Here is a 14973-nt window from a genome sequence, read left to right on the forward strand (position 1 = left end):
GATGACGCGGGCCCCGGCGCTGGCGGCGCTCCTCGATGAGTTCTTCGCCTCCTACTGCCGGCGCCGTCCCGTGAGCGCCACATTCATCGGCGTCCACGACTACGACGATCGCCTTCCCGACTACTCGGCGCGCGGGGTGGCCGAGATCGTCGCAGAGATGGAAGGGATCAGGACCCGCCTGCGCGGCCTGCCGCCCGAGCCGCTCTCGGAAAGCGAGGCGATCGACCGAACCCTCGTCGACGGCTTCCTCGAGATCCAGCGGTGGGAGTACGCCTCCCCGCACTTCATGTGCGAAAACCCCTGCGTGTACACGGGCGAGGCGGTGTTCGCCGTCATCGGGCTCTTTCTCCGCGACTTTGCGCCGGTGCCCGAACGCGTCGAGTCGGCGATCGCTCGGATGCACGCGATTCCGGGACTCCTCGCGCAGGGCACCACGAATGTGCGCCGGGCACCGCGGGCCTGGATCGAGCGGGCGATCCGCGAGTGCGCGGGGGCGCTCGCCTTTTTCCGCGACGGCGTCGCCATCCTGGTCCAGCACCTGGCGATCTCCGACCCCCGAGTCCGTAGCGCGGCGGACCGGGCGGCCGTTGCCTTCGCGGAGTTCCAGCACTATCTCGAGACCGAGCTCATCTCCACGGCCCACGATAGCTACGCGTGCGGCGAAGAGGCGTTTGCGATGCTCCTGCGGCGCGGTCACTTCCTCGAGGTGGACGCGATCGAGGTCCGCACCATGGCGGAGGAGCGGCTGGCCGAGTGCGAGGCGGAGCTCCGCGCCCGCGCGCGCGAGTTTGGCGCCGGATCGTGGCGCGAGGCGCTGGCGGAGCTGGCCGACCGGCACCCAACGGCCGCGCAATATTACGCCCGCTACGCCGAGGTCTGGAGCGCCGCCCGCGAGGCCGCGATCGCCGGCGGCCTCGTGACCTGGCCCGACTACCCGATCCGGTATGTTCCTCAGCCCGCGTGGGCGCGAAGCGCCGCCCCCGCGCTCTATTTTCTCGCGTATCGCTCCCCGGCGCCGTTCGACCGGCTCCCGATCGTAGAGTACTTAGTGCCGCCGGTCGACCTCGGCACTCCGCCGGACGAGCAGCACCGGCGCCTCCGGGCCGCGAACGACAGCGTGATCAAGCTCAACCACGTCATTCACCACGGGGGACTTGGCCATCACGTCCAGAATTGGTACGCGTTCCACGCCCCCTCCCGGGTCGGCCAGGTCGCCGCGGTCGACTGCGCGTCACGGATCGCGATGTTCTGCGGCGGCACGATGGCGGAGGGCTGGGCGTGCTACGCGACGGACCTCATGGACGAAATCGGCTTTTTGACTCCCCTCGAGCACTACGCGCAGATTCACGCGCGCCTGCGGATGGCGGCGCGGGCGACCGTCGACGTCGGGCTGCACCAGGGGGCTATGACGTTGGAGGACGCGGCGGCCTTCTATGAGACCCGTGTCGGGCTCCCGGCGGAGGCGGCCCGTGCCGAGGCGGTCAAGAACAGCATGTTCCCCGCCACAGCCATGATGTATATGGTGGGGACGGACCTCATCCATCGGCTGCGGCGTGAGATCGCCGCGCGGCAGGGGCCGTTCGACCTGCGCGGTTTTCACGACCGGCTGCTCGCGTACGGCTCGGTGCCGGTGGCGCTCGCGGCTGCTGCGATGCGTAAGGCACATGCGGTGGTCTGAGTCGGTCTGGCAAGACAATCGGGAGGAGGATGAGCCGATGCAGGATGGAGGACGCCACGGGGTGAGCGGGCCCGCACGGGTGGGACGGCGGGAGTTCCTGAGGACGGCCGGCGCCTGGGCCGGCGCGGCGGGGTTGGTGGCGGGCGGCATGGGCAGGCTGGCAGAGGCGGCGCCCGGCGGGGGCGGCACGCTGGTCATCGGCGGGTTCGACTTCGACGGCACACTTGATCCACAGGTCACCGACTTCGACTCTACGATCCGGGTGACCCTCAGCATCTGCGAGCCGCTCGTATGGGAGCCGACCCCCGGCCGGTTCGTCCCGGGGCTCGCCGAATCGTGGGAGGTCGCCCCCGACGCGAAGACGTACACGTTCCACCTGCGGAAGGGTGTCAAATTCCACGACGGGACACCGTTCACTGGGGACGCCGTCAAGTTTACCATGGACCGCGTCGTCGCTCCCGAGACGAAGGCCGGGCAATCGCACGATCAGTTGGGCCCGTACGACCACACCGAGGTCATCGATGACCACACCGTCAAGATCGTCATGAAGGAAGGCTACGCCCCGCTTCTCACCAATCTGAACGGCTACCTCGGGATCGTCTCCCCCACCGCCGTCAAGAAGATGGGCCTTGCCGAATTTGCCCGCCATCCCGTTGGGACCGGGCCATTCATGTTCAAGGAGTGGGTGGACAAGGATCACGTGACCCTGGTTCGGAACCCGGACTACAATTGGGGGTCATCGTTCTTCAAGCACCGCGGGGCCGCCTACCTCGACCAGATCGTCTTCAAGATCATTCCCGAGGCGTCCGTCCGGACCGGGACGCTCAAAAGCGGCGAGACCCAGTACGTCAACGATATGGACCCGCTCGACTACGCGTCGATGAAGAAAGACCCCAAGTTCGTCGTGATCGAGCGCGCGCAGCCCGGATCGGGATGGGTGCTGCTCCTCAATGTCACCAGCAAGGGGGCAATCAGCGACCTGGCCGTGCGGCGGGCGATCGAGTACGGGGTCGACCGCGAAGGGCTCAACAAGGCGGTCTTCCACGGGCTCAACAAGGTGGCCTGGAGCCCCCTGATGCGGCCCACCTTCGGGTACGATGCGGCGACCGAAAAGATCTACAGCTTCGATCCGGCAAAAGCGAAACAGATCCTCGAAGAAGCGGGGTGGAAAGTGGGCGCCGGCGGCATCCGGGAGAAGGCCGGCCAGAAGCTGGTGGTCGACTTCCCGATCATCGGGCGCCCGCGGGATAAGGCGATGGCGGAGTCGGTCCAGGCCAGCCTCCGCGACGTGGGGATCGACTTGAAGGTCACCCCCCTGGAGCGCGCGGCGTTCGTCGACGTGCGCCGGCAGAACCGGTACGACGTCAATTTCATGTGGTTCTCCTATGGCGATCCCGACGTACTGCGGACGATCTTCCACTCGGCGAACGTCAACGCGTTCAATCGCGCGCGCTACCAGGTCCCAGAGGTGGACCGCATGCTCGAGCAGGCCGCGGCCACGACCAACAAGGTCCGGCGCGCGGCGCTGTACTCGCAGATCCAGCAGCGCGTGCTTCGCGACGCGGTCTGCGTTCCGCTGGTCGATTCGCTGACGTACAATGCCAAGCGCGCGGAGGTTCAGGGCGACGTGCTCGACGCGCTGGCCTCGTACGTCTGGCTGTACGACGTCCAGATCAAGAAGTAGCGGAGCGGGCGGCCCGAGGAGGATGCTGCGATATATCGTCCAGCGTGTCGTGCAGCTCGTCCCGATCCTCATCGGCATCTCCGTGGTGACGTTCCTCATGCTGCACCTGATCCCGGGCGATCCGGTCCTGCTGTTCGCGGGAGACAAACCGCTCACTGAGGAACGCGCCGCGGAGATCCGCCACCAGCTCGGCCTCGACCGCCCGATCTGGATCCAGTATTGGGATTACGCGAGCCACGCGGCTCGCGGGGACCTGGGACGAGGCCTCCGAAGCCAGCGCCCCGTCCTCGAGAGCATCCTCGAGGTCCTCCCGGGTACGGTGCAGCTGACGCTCTCCGCCCTCGCCTGCGCCACCGTGATCGGCGTGAGCCTGGGGGTCGTCGCCGCGCTCGCCCACGGGACGTGGGTCGACACCACCGCGATGGCCTTCGCGATCCTCGGGGTGTCGATGCCGGTCTTCTATTCCAGCCTCCTCATGATTCTGCTGTTCTCATTCACGCTGGGATGGCTTCCCGCCACCGGCCAGGGAGGCGTGGAACGGCTGGTGATGCCCGCGGCGGCGCTGGGGCTGATCTCGGCGGCGGTGCAGGCCAGGCTCGTACGGTCCGGCATGCTCGGTGTCCTGCGCCAGGATTACGTCACCACGGCGCGGGCCAAAGGGCTCGCGCCCCGGATCGTGATCCTCCGCCACGCGCTCAAGAACGCGCTGATCCCCACCATCACGATGGTCGGGTTGCAGCTCGGCGCGCTCCTCGGCGGCGCCGTCGTGACCGAGACGATCTTCTCCAGGCCGGGGGTGGGCCGCCTGGCGGTCGACGCGATCCTCGGCCGGGACTTCCCGCTCGTGCAGGGCACGGTGCTGTTCGCCGCCGTCGCCTACGTGATGGTGAACCTGGTGGTCGACGTGTCCTACGCCGCGGTCGACCCGCGCATTCGATTTGGCTGAGTCCGCGACGCGGCCGGGGGCGATCGCGGCGCCGGGGCGGCCCCGGCGCTCGCTTGCCCTCGAGGCCGGGCGGCGTCTGCTCCGCAGCCGGAGCGCGGTCGTCGGCGGCGCCCTCCTCCTGGCGATTGGCCTCTCGATCCTGCTCGCCCCGGCCCTCAGCCCCTACGATCCCATCAAGACGAATCAGCGAGATCCTCTAGAACCGCCCAGCGTCGCCCACCTCATGGGCACCGACCGGTTTGGACGGGATATCCTCTCCCGCGTCCTCTGGGGCGGCCGGATCTCGCTCGCGGTCGGGGTCGTCTCGGTGGGCATCGCCGCGTGCTCCGGCGTCGTGCTGGGGCTCGCGGCCGGGTACTATGGGCGGCGGGTCGATGCGGTCATCATGCGCCTTACCGACCTCCTGCTGGCGTTTCCAGGCATCCTCCTCGCCCTCGCCATCATCGCGACGCTGGGAAGCAGTCTGCCCAACTTGATGATCGCGGTGGGGATCGCGGCCATCCCCGAATATATTCGCATCACCCGCGGGACCGTGCTCGGCCTGGTGGAACAGGAGTATGTGCTCGCCGCGAGGGTGGTGGGGTGCCGCGACGACGCGGTCATCTTCAAACACATCCTGCCGAACGTCACCGCGCCGCTGATCGTGCTCGCGACGCTTGGGACGGCGGGGGCCATCATCACCGGATCGGCGCTCAGCTTTCTCGGACTGGGCATCCGCCCGCCGGCGCCCGAGTGGGGGAACATGCTCGCGGAAGGGCGCGAGTTTCTCCGCTACGCGTGGTGGGTGGCATTCTTCCCGGGGCTCGCGATCATGCTGGCGGTGCTCGCGATCAATCTCCTCGGCGACGGCCTGCGGGACGCGCTCGATCCGCGGCTGCGCCTGTAGGTCCGCGGGCGACGCCGTCGCGAGCGGTCCACGACACGCGGCGGTGACGCCGGCCACGTCGACGGGCACATCGACTGAGGGGGAGACGGTGAAGACCATTCAGTGGGGGGTCCTCGGGGTCGCCGGCATCGCCAGGCGCGCGGTGATTCCCGCGATCCAGCGGTCGCGGAACGGCCGCCTCGTCGCCATCGCCAGCCGCACGCGGACGCGGGCCGAGGAGGCGGCGCGGGAACTCGAGATCCGCGGCCACAGCTCGTACGAGGCCCTGCTGGACGACCCGCAGATCCAGGCGGTCTACATCCCGCTGCCCAACTCCCTCCACCGCGAGTGGACGGTGCGGTGCGCGGAAGCGGGCAAGCACGTCCTGTGCGAAAAGCCGCTCGCGCCCACCCCCGAGGAGTGCGAGGACATGATCGTCGCCTGCCGCCGGTATCGGGTCACGCTCATGGAAGCGTTCATGTACCGCTTCCACCCCCGGACCGAGCAGGTCGCCCGGATCGTGCGCGACGGCGGTGTGGGCGAGGCCCGTCTCGTGCGGGGGGCGTTCACCTTCCAGGTCCGCGAGCCCCAGACCAACATCCGGCTGCGCCCCGACCTCGGCGGCGGCGCCCTCTACGACATCGGCTGCTACACGATCAATCTCAGCCGCATGATCCTGGGGGAGCCGGACGAGGTGTTTGCCTGCGGCCGCATCGGGCCGTCCGGGGTGGACGAGCAGGTCGGCGCGGTGCTGCGCTACCACGGTGGACGGATGGCGCTGCTCGACTGCGCGCTCACGCTTCCGCGGCGCGAGGAATACGAGATCACCGGCACCGAGGGCTATCTGCGCGTGCCCACCGCGTTCCTCCCGGGGACGGCGGACGCGGAGATCCACGTCACGCGGGGGACCGAGCGGACGATTCACACCGTCCCCGGCACCGAGCAGTATCAGCGGATGGTCGAGCACTTCGGCGACGCGGTCGCCTCGGGATCTCCCGTGAGTTTCCCGCCTGATGATGCCGTCCGCAACGTGCGGGTGATCACGGCGCTACTCGACTCCCTCAAGAGCGGCGCCCCCCGCCCGGTCCCGGGCTGATCCGGCCCCCTCGTCCAATCCCTCGCCGCGCAGACACCCTGCAAAGGAGCGAACGAACCGTGCAGACCTCGACAGCCCGACCCGTATTGATCGCGTCGTACTTCGAGCCGGAATACGCGGAGCAGATCGCCCGGATCGAGGGGGTCCGCGTCATCTACGAGCCGGCTCTGCTGCCGCCCCCGGCGTATCCGTGCGACCATCACTTCGGCTCGATCCGGCGGAGCCCCGAGGACGAACAGCGGTGGCGGGGGTACCTGCACGAGGCCGAGGTGCTGTTCGACCTCGACTACACGAACCTCGACCACCTGGCGGCCCTGATCCCCAACGTCCGATGGATCCAAGCGTCGAGCGCCGGGATCGGACCGATGCTCGTCCGAACGGGCCTCATCGACACCTCGATCACGTTCACGACGGCGAGCGGCGTCCACGGCGTTCCGCTCGCCGAGTTCGTCGCGATGGCGTTGCTCTGGTTTGCGAAGGGCGGCCCGCAGATCATCCGCGATCAAGCCGACCGCCGGTGGAGGCGCACCTGCGCCCGCGAGCTGCGCGGCTCCACGGTGGGAATCGTCGGCCTGGGGGGAGTCGGCCGCGAGGTGGCGCGGACCTGCCGCGCGTTGGGCCTTCGCGTCATCGCGACGAAGCGGACCGCGGGGGGCGCCCCGGACGAGGACGGCGTGGACGCGCTCGTCCCCATCGCACAACTCCGCGCGATGCTCAACGAGGTTGACGCGCTCGTCCTGGCCTGCCCCCACACCCCCGAAACGCAAGGGCTGATCGGCCGGGCCGAGCTCGCGGCGATGAAGCCTGATGCGATGGTGATCAACATCGCGCGCGGGGCCGTCGTCGACGAACCGGCGCTGATCGAAGCGCTCCAAAGCGGCCGGCTCGGAGGGGCGGCTCTCGATGTGGCGGCGAAGGAACCGCTGCCACGAGACAGTCCGCTGTGGGGCCTCCCCAACGTGCTCATCAGCCCTCACTCCGCGAGCACCGTGACGATCGAGAACGCGAGGCTGACCGACCTCTTCTGCGAGAACCTCCGCCGGTATCTCCGCGGAGCGCCGCTGCGCAACGTGTTCGACCGGACACGGCTCTATTGATAGTTCCTTCGGACGACCTCGTCGCTATCCAACGAATGATGTCGATTCACCCGCCCGAGCCCTGATCCAAACGAAAAGACGAAAGTGCAGACCAGCCGGCCTCCAATCTCCCAGTGAGAAGGATCTAAGGAGGCCCCGACCATGGAACAGTTCGATAGTATAGCCGGCCTGTTGGGCAAGACCGGTTCGCAGGCGGCGTTGACTCTCTGGATCGTCGCCTGGGGGTTCATCATGTTTTTCCTGTTGAAGCGGATGGTTCGAAACAGGCAGAACATCGTGAAGGTGGCGACGTACGGCGTGACGCTCCTGCTGTGGGGCTACGGCTCGTGGACGGTCGCGCACCTGATGGCGGCGCATTGACCACCCTGAACCGCGATCGTCGCCGACCGGTCGCCGCCTGCCTCCCTCTCTCGCGGAGGGGAAGTGGATCGGCAGGGGGAAGCGTAGTGATGGCCGGGCAGGCGATGCAGGATGTCGAAAACCATCGGGATTTGGATATCGATGGTGTGCATCGGGATCGTTGGCGCGACCGCCGCAGGCGCCGCGCCGCCGCCGACCTCGCATGTCGTCAAAGACCCGGAGAATCGGTTCACGATTGCCATACCGGTTGACTGGAACGTCCACACGTCGACCGGCGGGAGAGCCCCCGCGGTGGTGGCGATATCGCCGCCGGCCCCGGGACAACTCTCGGACAGCGTGGACGTGATCGCGCAGGATCTGCCCATCGCGCTCTCACCGCAGGGGTGCGCCGGGGAGGTGGCGCAGATCATGCGCTTTACCATTCACGAGTGGACCACGCTGCACGAAGGCCCCGCGACGCTGGCCGGGCTCCCGGCCTACTCACGCTCGTACACGTGGCGCACCAGTGCGGGACAGGACCGCCGGAGCGTCCAGACGTGCGTGACGATGGGGCGCAGGGCGTTCGTGATCGTCGGAACGACGGCGAACGGCCAGGGTGATCTTCAGGAGCACCTTGCCAAACTCGAACAGATCATGGCCACGTTCCGGCCCAACGCGACGAATCTACCCGACACCCATGGGCCGGGCACCCTCCGGCCACAGGAGGGCGGCTCCAAGTAACCGGTCCGTCTGAAGCGGCGCGCACCGGGGAATTATCTCGGAAGGCGAGCAACATCGACGCGTCGCTCCGGGCAGGATCGGCTCCGGGGAGCGTCACGACGGGGGTGGGCGGATGACACCGAGGCAGGCTCGGCTTGCAATCGTCGTCGCCGCGGGCCTGCTGTCGGTGGCAGGCAGCGGGGCCGTCGGGGCGCTCGACCTGCAGCCCGTCAGGGACGGCGACGGCCGCTTCACCATCGCCGTGCCGTCGACATGGAAGATCGACCAATCGCTGAAGGATCGGGCCCTCTCTGCGAAATCTCCTGAACCCCCAGGGATGGCGCCGGACACCGTCGAGGTGTTCGTCAAGGACATGATGGTCCCGCTCTCCCCCAAGGCGTGCGCCGCCCAAGTCGCATGGGTGATGCGCATGACGATCCACGAATGGACGACGCTGTCCGAGGGGCCGGATTCGATCGGGGGACTGCCCGCGTATTCTCGCGCGTACATCTGGCGCCTGAAAAATGGCGAGGAGCGCAGGAGCATCCAGGCCTGCGTCCCGGTGGGCCGCCGGATGTTCGTGATCATCGGCTCCACGCGGAACACCCCCGACCGCATCGCCGAAACCTTCCCGGAGCTCTCCCGGATTATCGCGACGTTCCGGCCGGGCCCCGCGGCTGCTCCCGCGCCGCCGGCGCCATCACGCGAGCCCGGGCCCGATCACTGAGCCCTCGGATCATCAGCCGGAGAGCCGCCGGCGCCGATGCGGGCGGATCCAGATCCCGGCGTGTGCTCGAGACGGCGCAGTGCCAGCGCGGGCACAATCCCGAGAACGGCCACCGCCAGCCCCACGACCCAGACCCGGGTGAAGCTGCCGGTGGCGTCGAGAATGTAGCCAAACAGGACGCCTGAGATCGTCGAGGCGATTTGGCCCCACGCCAGGTTGAGGGACACGGCAAGGCCGGCCCGACGGATCCCGAAGACTTCCGTCGTGAGCGTCGTGATGGTGGGCAGCGTCAGGGCCAGCCCGACACCACCGAGCGCGGCGCTGACCGCCACCCACGCTGCGGTGTGGAGCATCACGAGCAGCGAAAACGAACCCACCAAGACCCCAAACCCGATCAGGATGACCGCCGCGCGGGTACCGAACCGGTCCGAGAGCGTCCCGGCAAACGGCGCGGTCACGAGGAGGGCCACGTTGATGAGCGCGGCGACTGCGCCGGAGGCGGCGCTCGTGAACCCGAAGTCGTTCCGGAGATACGTGGGCAGCCACGCGGTGATCCCGTAGGCGCTGAATAGCCCCAGGAACACGCAGCTCGACAAATAGGCGAAGTGCCGCCGGCCGACGATCCAGCCGACCTGGGCGAGCAGCGGTTCGGCGCTGGGCTGTCGCCCGCCGTCGCCGGGAAGGAATAGCCCGGCCACAATCAGCGCGACGCACGAGAACGCGGCCATGGCGAGGAACGCCGTGCGCAGGCTCGTCGTCTCGCCGAGAAGCGGCATCGCGAAGAGACCGACCACCATCCCGGTTCCCGCGCCCGACTGCAGCACGCCCATCGCGGCACCGCGATGTGCGGCGGCGCCCAGGGTGAGTTTCACGGTCGAGGAGTACAGCGCGGCCGCGCTCATCCCCATCAGACCCCGAAGCAGCATCGCGACCCAGTAACTGCCCGTCAGCGCAAAGAGCCCTGAGGTGACCGTGAGCGCCGCGAGCCCGGCCACCGTAACACGGCGGGTGGGAAGGTTGTCCGCGGCCAGCCCCGCGGGAATCTGTGCGAGCACGTACCCGAGCAGGTACGCGGACAGCAATCCCCCGACTGCCGTGTAGTCGATATGGAACACTCGGCGCAGGTCGTTGAAGAACGGAACGATGGCGATCCGCTGCGCGTTGGCCAGCGTAAAGACCGTCCACCCCGCGATCAGCGCGGACGACGTCTGAGGTCGCGAGGTCACGAGATCGCCGGGGCTACCCGCGGAAGAAGGCCTCGACGGCTGCGACAACCACGTCTGCGTCGCCGTCCGAAAGCGGGCGGGCATCGAACGCCAGGATCCCCTCGCCTATCCGATGGTCGCGCGTGAAGACGGGCGGGGTCCACCCACGCAGGTGCGTGACGAGCCGTCTCGCCTGGGCCCGTTCGTCCTCTCCGGAAAACTGGATCTCCGCCCGTTCGATGTCGGGGCGCACGTCGTCCCGCACGGCCCGAACTGCCACGCCCGGCAGCCGCCCGAAGGCCGCGACGAACCGCGCGACCACCGCGCCCTCCCGAGCCCGCACGGCCTGGCGGTCGGCGGCCGAATACTCGTCGAGGGCCTGCACGAGTCCGGTGATGGCTTCCTTCCCGATCTTCATGGCCCGCCCGATCCCGCGGTGCTGGGCCCGGACGCCGTCGACGAGGTCCCGTCGCCCGCACACGAGACCGCTCGTGGGGCCGGCAAACGCCTTCGACCCGCTGTAGATCACGAGATCGGCCCCCCGCGCGACGTACCGCCGGAGATCCTCCTCGGCGGCGGCGTCGACGAGCACGGGGACGCCGGACGCGCGCGCGACATCGACGCAGTCCCCGAGCGAGAGCATCCCTCTCTGCACCGCGTGATGCGACTGCACAAACACGAACCCGGCGGGCCGCGTCCGCATGACGGCCTCGAGCTCCAGCCGGTCCACCCGGTTCGCAGAGCCCACCGCCAGCACGGATCCGCCGCCCAGGCGGATCATCTGCGCGACCTCCGCGCCGAAGTCAATGAGGTGCCCGGCCTGGATCGCGATCCGCCGCTCGCCCTCCGGGACGTCCGGGAGCCGGCGCACCCGGCGGGGGTCGTTCCCGACGATCACGGCCGCAACCGAGAGCGCGATCCCCGCGGCGGCGCTCGCGACGACGCACGCGGCGTCCGCCCCGGTGGCGCGCACGATCGTCTCGGCGGCCCACTCGTGCAGCCGGTCCATGTCGCAGTAGGCCCCCGCGGCGCGACGCATCGCCTCCACCACGCCCGCGGACAGCGTGGCCCCGCCGAGCGACGTCATGTGGCCGCTGGCGTTGATCACCCGCAGCGCGTGGGGATCCGCCGCATCGCGATCCTGCGTTCGCTTCCCCGCCCCGGTCATCCGCGCATCCCCTTTCGTCTCCCCACACACCTCAGACCGATCCGAAGACGCCGCGGAAGCGGCTGAGAAACGCCCGCAGACGCTCGGTGCGGGGATGGACCAGGACCTCGGAGGGAACGCCGTCCTCAACGATCACCCCGCCGTCCATGAAGACGACCCGGTGAGCGACCTCGCGCACGAAGATCATCTCATGGGAGACGACGAGCATGGTCTGCCCGCTCCGGGCGAGGTCCTGCATCACGGTGAGCACTTCCCCGATGAGCTCGGGATCGAGAGCCGAGGTGACCTCATCGAACAGCATCACTTTGGGCTGCATCGCCACCGCCCGGGCGATTGCCACCCGCTGCTGCTGCCCGCCCGAAAGCTGAAATGGATACGCCCGGACCTTCTCCGCCAGCCCCACGCGCTCGAGCCAGGTGAGCGCGATGCGTTCTGCGTCGACCCGCGCCTTTCTCTGAACGTGCACCAGCCCCAGGGTGACGTTGTCGAGCACCGTCATATGGGGGAAGAGGTTGTAGCTTTGAAAGACCATTCCCACTTCCGCCCGCTGGCGCGACACCCGTGACTCGGGGAGCCGAACCCGCTGGCCGTCGACCTCCCGGTATCCCACCAGCTCCTCTCCAATGTGGATCCGCCCCTGCTGGTAGTCCTCAAGCGCGTTCACGCACCGGAGCAAGGTGGTCTTGCCGGATCCGCTGGCGCCGATCAACGCCACCACCTGCCCAGGATCCACCTCCAGCGTGATCCCGCGGAGCACGTGGAGCGTCCCGAACCGTTTGTGTAGATCGGCAATCCTCAGGACGGGCGGCATCGCGGCGTCAGTACTTGAGATAGGCAAACCGCCGCTCAAGCGTCGCCGCCGTCCGCGAGACCGTGAAGTTGACCACGAAATACAAAACGGCGGTGAGGAAGTAGAACGGCAGCACGATGAACGTGTATCCAACGACGTTCTGCATCGCCAGCAGCAGATCCACGATGCCCAACAGCGAGAGGAGCGACGACCCTTTGACGATCTCCACCGCGGCATTGACCCACGGCGGCAACATGCGCCGCGTCGCCTGAGGCAGGATCACGAGGCGCAGCCGCTGCCAGAAGGTCAACCCGACGGCCTTCGCTGCGTCCGACTGCGCGCGGGGGATGGAGTCGATCCCGCCTCGGACGATCTCCGCGATGTGCGCGGCCGCGAAGACCGTGAGCGCGGTCACGCCGGCCTGCCAGGCGGAGAGCCTCAGGCCGAACGCGGGCAGGGCAAAGTAGCAGACGAAGATCAGGACGAGCACGGGGATGCCTCGCACAGTATCCACGTAGGCCCGGGCGGCGAGGCGGACAACGAGACCGCCGTAGAGTAGCAGGAGCCCAACCACAAACCCAACGAGCGAGCCGGCGACGAGGACGAGGGCCGAGATCTCCAACGTCGTGCGCAGCCCGCGCAGCAGCTGCGGAAGCGCCAGCGCGATCTGATGCCACACGCCGGTCACCGGATCACGGCATACCGGCGTTCGATCCGCCGGAGGGCAAGCGCGATCCCGTACCCCGCGAGCAGGTACATGACGGAGGCAAACGTCCAGGCCTCGATGGTGCGGAAGGTGTTCACGTTCAACCACTCGGCAGCATACGTCAGCTCGGGCACGGCCAGCGCGGACGCGAGCGAGGTGTCCTTGAAGAGCGAGATGAACGTGTTGCTCAGCGACGGGAGGATGATCCGGAAGGTCACAGGGAGCGTCACGAATCGCACGCGCTGCCACGGGGTCAGTCCGACAGCCTTACCCGCCTCGAGGTAGCCGACGGGGACCGAGTTGACGCCGGCCCGGAAGACCTCGGTCAGATAGGCGCCCGAGTATACCGAGAGCGCGACGATGAACGACCAGACGTTATTGAAGACGGTGATCCCGGCCTTGGGGAGCCCGTAGAACGCAAAATATACCAGCAATAACAGCGGAACGTTCCGGATGAACTCCACGTAGGAGGTGATGCCGACACGGAGCCAGGGTGGGCCGAAGCTGCGGGCAAAGGCGCCCCCGATCCCAATCAGGCTGCCGATGAACAGGCAGAGCGCGGCGAGCTCCAGCCCAAGGGCCAACCCCCAATAGAATCGGGGAAAGTTCTGCCACGCCAGAAACCAGTTGAAGTGGTAGGCGCCCAGAGCGCTCCCTCGCGCGTGTGGCCGCTCAGCTCGGCCGGATCAATCCCAGCGCCTGGTCCATCCGCGCTTCGTCTGGGAACCCGATCGGCGGATCGGGGAGCGTTATGCCAAAGTACTTCGCGTACTCCTCCTTGTAGTACTTCCACTGGTTTCCGCCCATCGCGATCATGAGCACCGTGTCGACGAACTGTCGCCAGATAGGATCTCCCGGCTTCATCGCGCCCCCATACAGCTGAGGGTAATATCCCTTTCCCGAATCCTTATACTTAGTAGGAAACCGAATCGTCAGCCACCGCACGGTTGACTGATCCACCGCCGCCACGTCTGCGCGGTTGGAATCGACCGCCTGGATAACGTTGGCCTGGCTGTCGAGCTGGATGACCTGCGCCTTGGGCAGTGCCTCGTGCACCAGGTCGTCGGCGCTCACGTTCTGCAAGACCGAGCACTTGATCTTGCCGCCGGCGGCGGCCAGCGCCTTGTAGTCTCGGTACGAACTGGCCTTGGGCATCAACAGCCCCACGCCCTCTCGGTAATAGGGGATGGAAAACTCCACCTGCTGAGCGCGCAGGGGACTGATCGTCATGAATTGGAAGACGATATCCACCTTGTCGGTCAGCAGGCTCGGGATCCGCGCGTCGGCGGCCTGAATCTGGAACTGCGCTTTGGTCGGGTCGTTGAACAGGGCACTGGCCAGCAGGCGCCCCATGGAGATGTCGAACCCGGCAAACTCCCCCTTCTCGTCCTGGAAATGCCACGGTGGGTTGCCGTTGCCCGTTCCGACGATCAGCATCTTGCGCTTGATCACGTCGTAGAGCTTGCTGTTGCCCTGCGCCTGCTGCGCCGCAACGTTGGTGGCCAAAAACGCCGCGGCGATCGATCCGGTCCCCGCAGCGGCCGCCCAGCGGGCTAATCCGCCCGTGGCCAGCGCCCCCGCAGAGTCTGCGAGCAACTGCCTCCGTGAACCCGTCGTATGCCTCGCCCTCACGCCGTCTCCCATCGTGGTCACCCCCCCATACGAGCGCTTTACAGCCATGACATCGTTATCCGACCGGAGTGCCGCCCTCTTCATCACCGTGGGAAGGTTTCCTGCACACTTCGACGGGCGTGCGGGCTGCGTCGGGATGATCACACCCCCTCACGCGTGGGGTAGCCGTGCGCCTCCCAATCGGCGAGACCACCCTTCAATGCGAACACCCGCGTGTACCCCTTGCCCCACAGCGCAGCCGCCGCCCGGGCGGCTGATCCTTCCTCGGGTCAGGTTCAGTAAAACACGAGATCGGTATCACGTGGAAGCTCGGACGCTCG

At 67.8% G+C, this 14973-nt stretch carries 15 protein-coding genes; 9 read left to right on the forward strand and 6 right to left on the reverse strand.

The window, feature by feature from the left end; translation table 11 throughout:
- Nucleotide 1: 1 nt before the first annotated feature.
- The 9 genes from VFP86_18110 to VFP86_18150 all read left to right on the forward strand — a co-directional run bounded on the left by VFP86_18110 (nucleotide 2) and on the right by VFP86_18150 (nucleotide 9152).
- Entirely contained in the window at nucleotides 2-1678 is a 1677-nt protein-coding gene (locus VFP86_18110) for a DUF885 domain-containing protein (GenBank protein ID HET9001560.1), read from the forward strand.
- Between the two features lie 37 nt (nucleotides 1679-1715).
- Nucleotides 1716-3362 (forward strand): ABC transporter substrate-binding protein, encoded by a 1647-nt coding sequence (locus tag VFP86_18115; protein HET9001561.1) that lies wholly within the window; start codon nucleotides 1716-1718, stop codon nucleotides 3360-3362.
- A 22-nt stretch (nucleotides 3363-3384) separates the two neighbouring features.
- Entirely contained in the window at nucleotides 3385-4308 is a 924-nt protein-coding gene (locus VFP86_18120) for an ABC transporter permease (protein HET9001562.1), read from the forward strand.
- Nucleotides 4301-5194 carry an ABC transporter permease gene (locus tag VFP86_18125; GenBank protein ID HET9001563.1) on the forward strand — a complete coding sequence of 298 codons (894 nt, stop codon included), beginning with the start codon at nucleotides 4301-4303 and terminating at the stop codon, nucleotides 5192-5194. Before VFP86_18120 ends, VFP86_18125 begins: the two co-directional genes overlap by 8 nt.
- An 88-nt stretch (nucleotides 5195-5282) precedes the next feature.
- Nucleotides 5283-6269, forward strand: coding sequence for a Gfo/Idh/MocA family oxidoreductase (locus VFP86_18130; GenBank protein ID HET9001564.1), 987 nt, complete (start codon nucleotides 5283-5285; stop codon nucleotides 6267-6269).
- A 59-nt stretch (nucleotides 6270-6328) separates the two neighbouring features.
- On the forward strand, nucleotides 6329-7366 hold the full coding sequence (locus VFP86_18135; protein ID HET9001565.1) for a D-2-hydroxyacid dehydrogenase: 1038 nt from the start codon (nucleotides 6329-6331) through the stop codon (nucleotides 7364-7366).
- Nucleotides 7367-7507: 141 nt separating this feature from the next.
- A complete protein-coding gene (locus tag VFP86_18140) occupies nucleotides 7508-7726 on the forward strand; it encodes a hypothetical protein (GenBank protein ID HET9001566.1) in 219 nt (72 codons plus the stop codon).
- Nucleotides 7727-7837: 111 nt separating this feature from the next.
- Nucleotides 7838-8446 carry a hypothetical protein gene (locus VFP86_18145; GenBank protein ID HET9001567.1) on the forward strand — a complete coding sequence of 203 codons (609 nt, stop codon included), beginning with the start codon at nucleotides 7838-7840 and terminating at the stop codon, nucleotides 8444-8446.
- 112 nt (nucleotides 8447-8558) lie between these two features.
- Nucleotides 8559-9152, forward strand: a complete 594-nt coding sequence (locus VFP86_18150) for a hypothetical protein (protein ID HET9001568.1) — start codon at nucleotides 8559-8561, stop codon at nucleotides 9150-9152.
- On the opposite strand, the gene VFP86_18155 is transcribed toward VFP86_18150, so the two are convergent.
- From VFP86_18155 to VFP86_18180, 6 genes are read right to left on the reverse strand one after another with little or no spacing between them, the layout of a single operon-like run.
- Nucleotides 9146-10378, reverse strand: coding sequence for an MFS transporter (locus VFP86_18155; protein HET9001569.1), 1233 nt, complete (start codon nucleotides 10376-10378; stop codon nucleotides 9146-9148). The genes VFP86_18150 and VFP86_18155 overlap by 7 nt on opposite strands.
- 13 nt (nucleotides 10379-10391) lie before the next feature.
- Complete coding sequence (locus tag VFP86_18160; protein HET9001570.1) at nucleotides 10392-11525, reverse strand: SelA-like pyridoxal phosphate-dependent enzyme; 1134 nt, start codon at nucleotides 11523-11525, stop codon at nucleotides 10392-10394.
- Nucleotides 11526-11556: 31 nt separating this feature from the next.
- Nucleotides 11557-12336, reverse strand: coding sequence for an amino acid ABC transporter ATP-binding protein (locus VFP86_18165; GenBank protein HET9001571.1), 780 nt, complete (start codon nucleotides 12334-12336; stop codon nucleotides 11557-11559).
- A 7-nt stretch (nucleotides 12337-12343) separates the two neighbouring features.
- Entirely contained in the window at nucleotides 12344-12994 is a 651-nt protein-coding gene (locus VFP86_18170; GenBank protein ID HET9001572.1) for an amino acid ABC transporter permease, read from the reverse strand.
- Between the two features lie 5 nt (nucleotides 12995-12999).
- On the reverse strand, nucleotides 13000-13668 hold the full coding sequence (locus tag VFP86_18175) for an amino acid ABC transporter permease (GenBank protein HET9001573.1): 669 nt from the start codon (nucleotides 13666-13668) through the stop codon (nucleotides 13000-13002).
- A 25-nt stretch (nucleotides 13669-13693) separates the two neighbouring features.
- Nucleotides 13694-14617 carry a transporter substrate-binding domain-containing protein gene (locus VFP86_18180; protein ID HET9001574.1) on the reverse strand — a complete coding sequence of 308 codons (924 nt, stop codon included), beginning with the start codon at nucleotides 14615-14617 and terminating at the stop codon, nucleotides 13694-13696.
- Nucleotides 14618-14973: the final 356 nt, after the last annotated feature.

It is taken from the genome of bacterium, assembly GCA_035703895.1.
In the GTDB taxonomy this organism is placed as follows: Bacteria; Sysuimicrobiota; Sysuimicrobiia; order Sysuimicrobiales; family Segetimicrobiaceae; genus Segetimicrobium.

Excerpts from the sequence above, each read along its gene's own strand:
- VFP86_18110 (HET9001560.1), top strand. The coding sequence starts at position 2 with ATGACGCGGGCCCCGGCGCTGGCGGCGCTCCTCGATGAGTTCTTCGCC.
- VFP86_18115 (HET9001561.1), top strand. The coding sequence starts at position 1,716 with ATGCAGGATGGAGGACGCCACGGGGTGAGCGGGCCCGCACGGGTGGGA.
- VFP86_18120 (HET9001562.1), top strand. The coding sequence starts at position 3,385 with ATGCTGCGATATATCGTCCAGCGTGTCGTGCAGCTCGTCCCGATCCTC.
- VFP86_18140 (HET9001566.1), top strand. The coding sequence starts at position 7,508 with ATGGAACAGTTCGATAGTATAGCCGGCCTGTTGGGCAAGACCGGTTCG.
- VFP86_18145 (HET9001567.1), top strand. The coding sequence starts at position 7,838 with ATGTCGAAAACCATCGGGATTTGGATATCGATGGTGTGCATCGGGATC.
- VFP86_18150 (HET9001568.1), top strand. The coding sequence starts at position 8,559 with ATGACACCGAGGCAGGCTCGGCTTGCAATCGTCGTCGCCGCGGGCCTG.
- VFP86_18160 (HET9001570.1), bottom strand. The coding sequence starts at position 11,525 with ATGACCGGGGCGGGGAAGCGAACGCAGGATCGCGATGCGGCGGATCCC.
- VFP86_18165 (HET9001571.1), bottom strand. The coding sequence starts at position 12,336 with ATGCCGCCCGTCCTGAGGATTGCCGATCTACACAAACGGTTCGGGACG.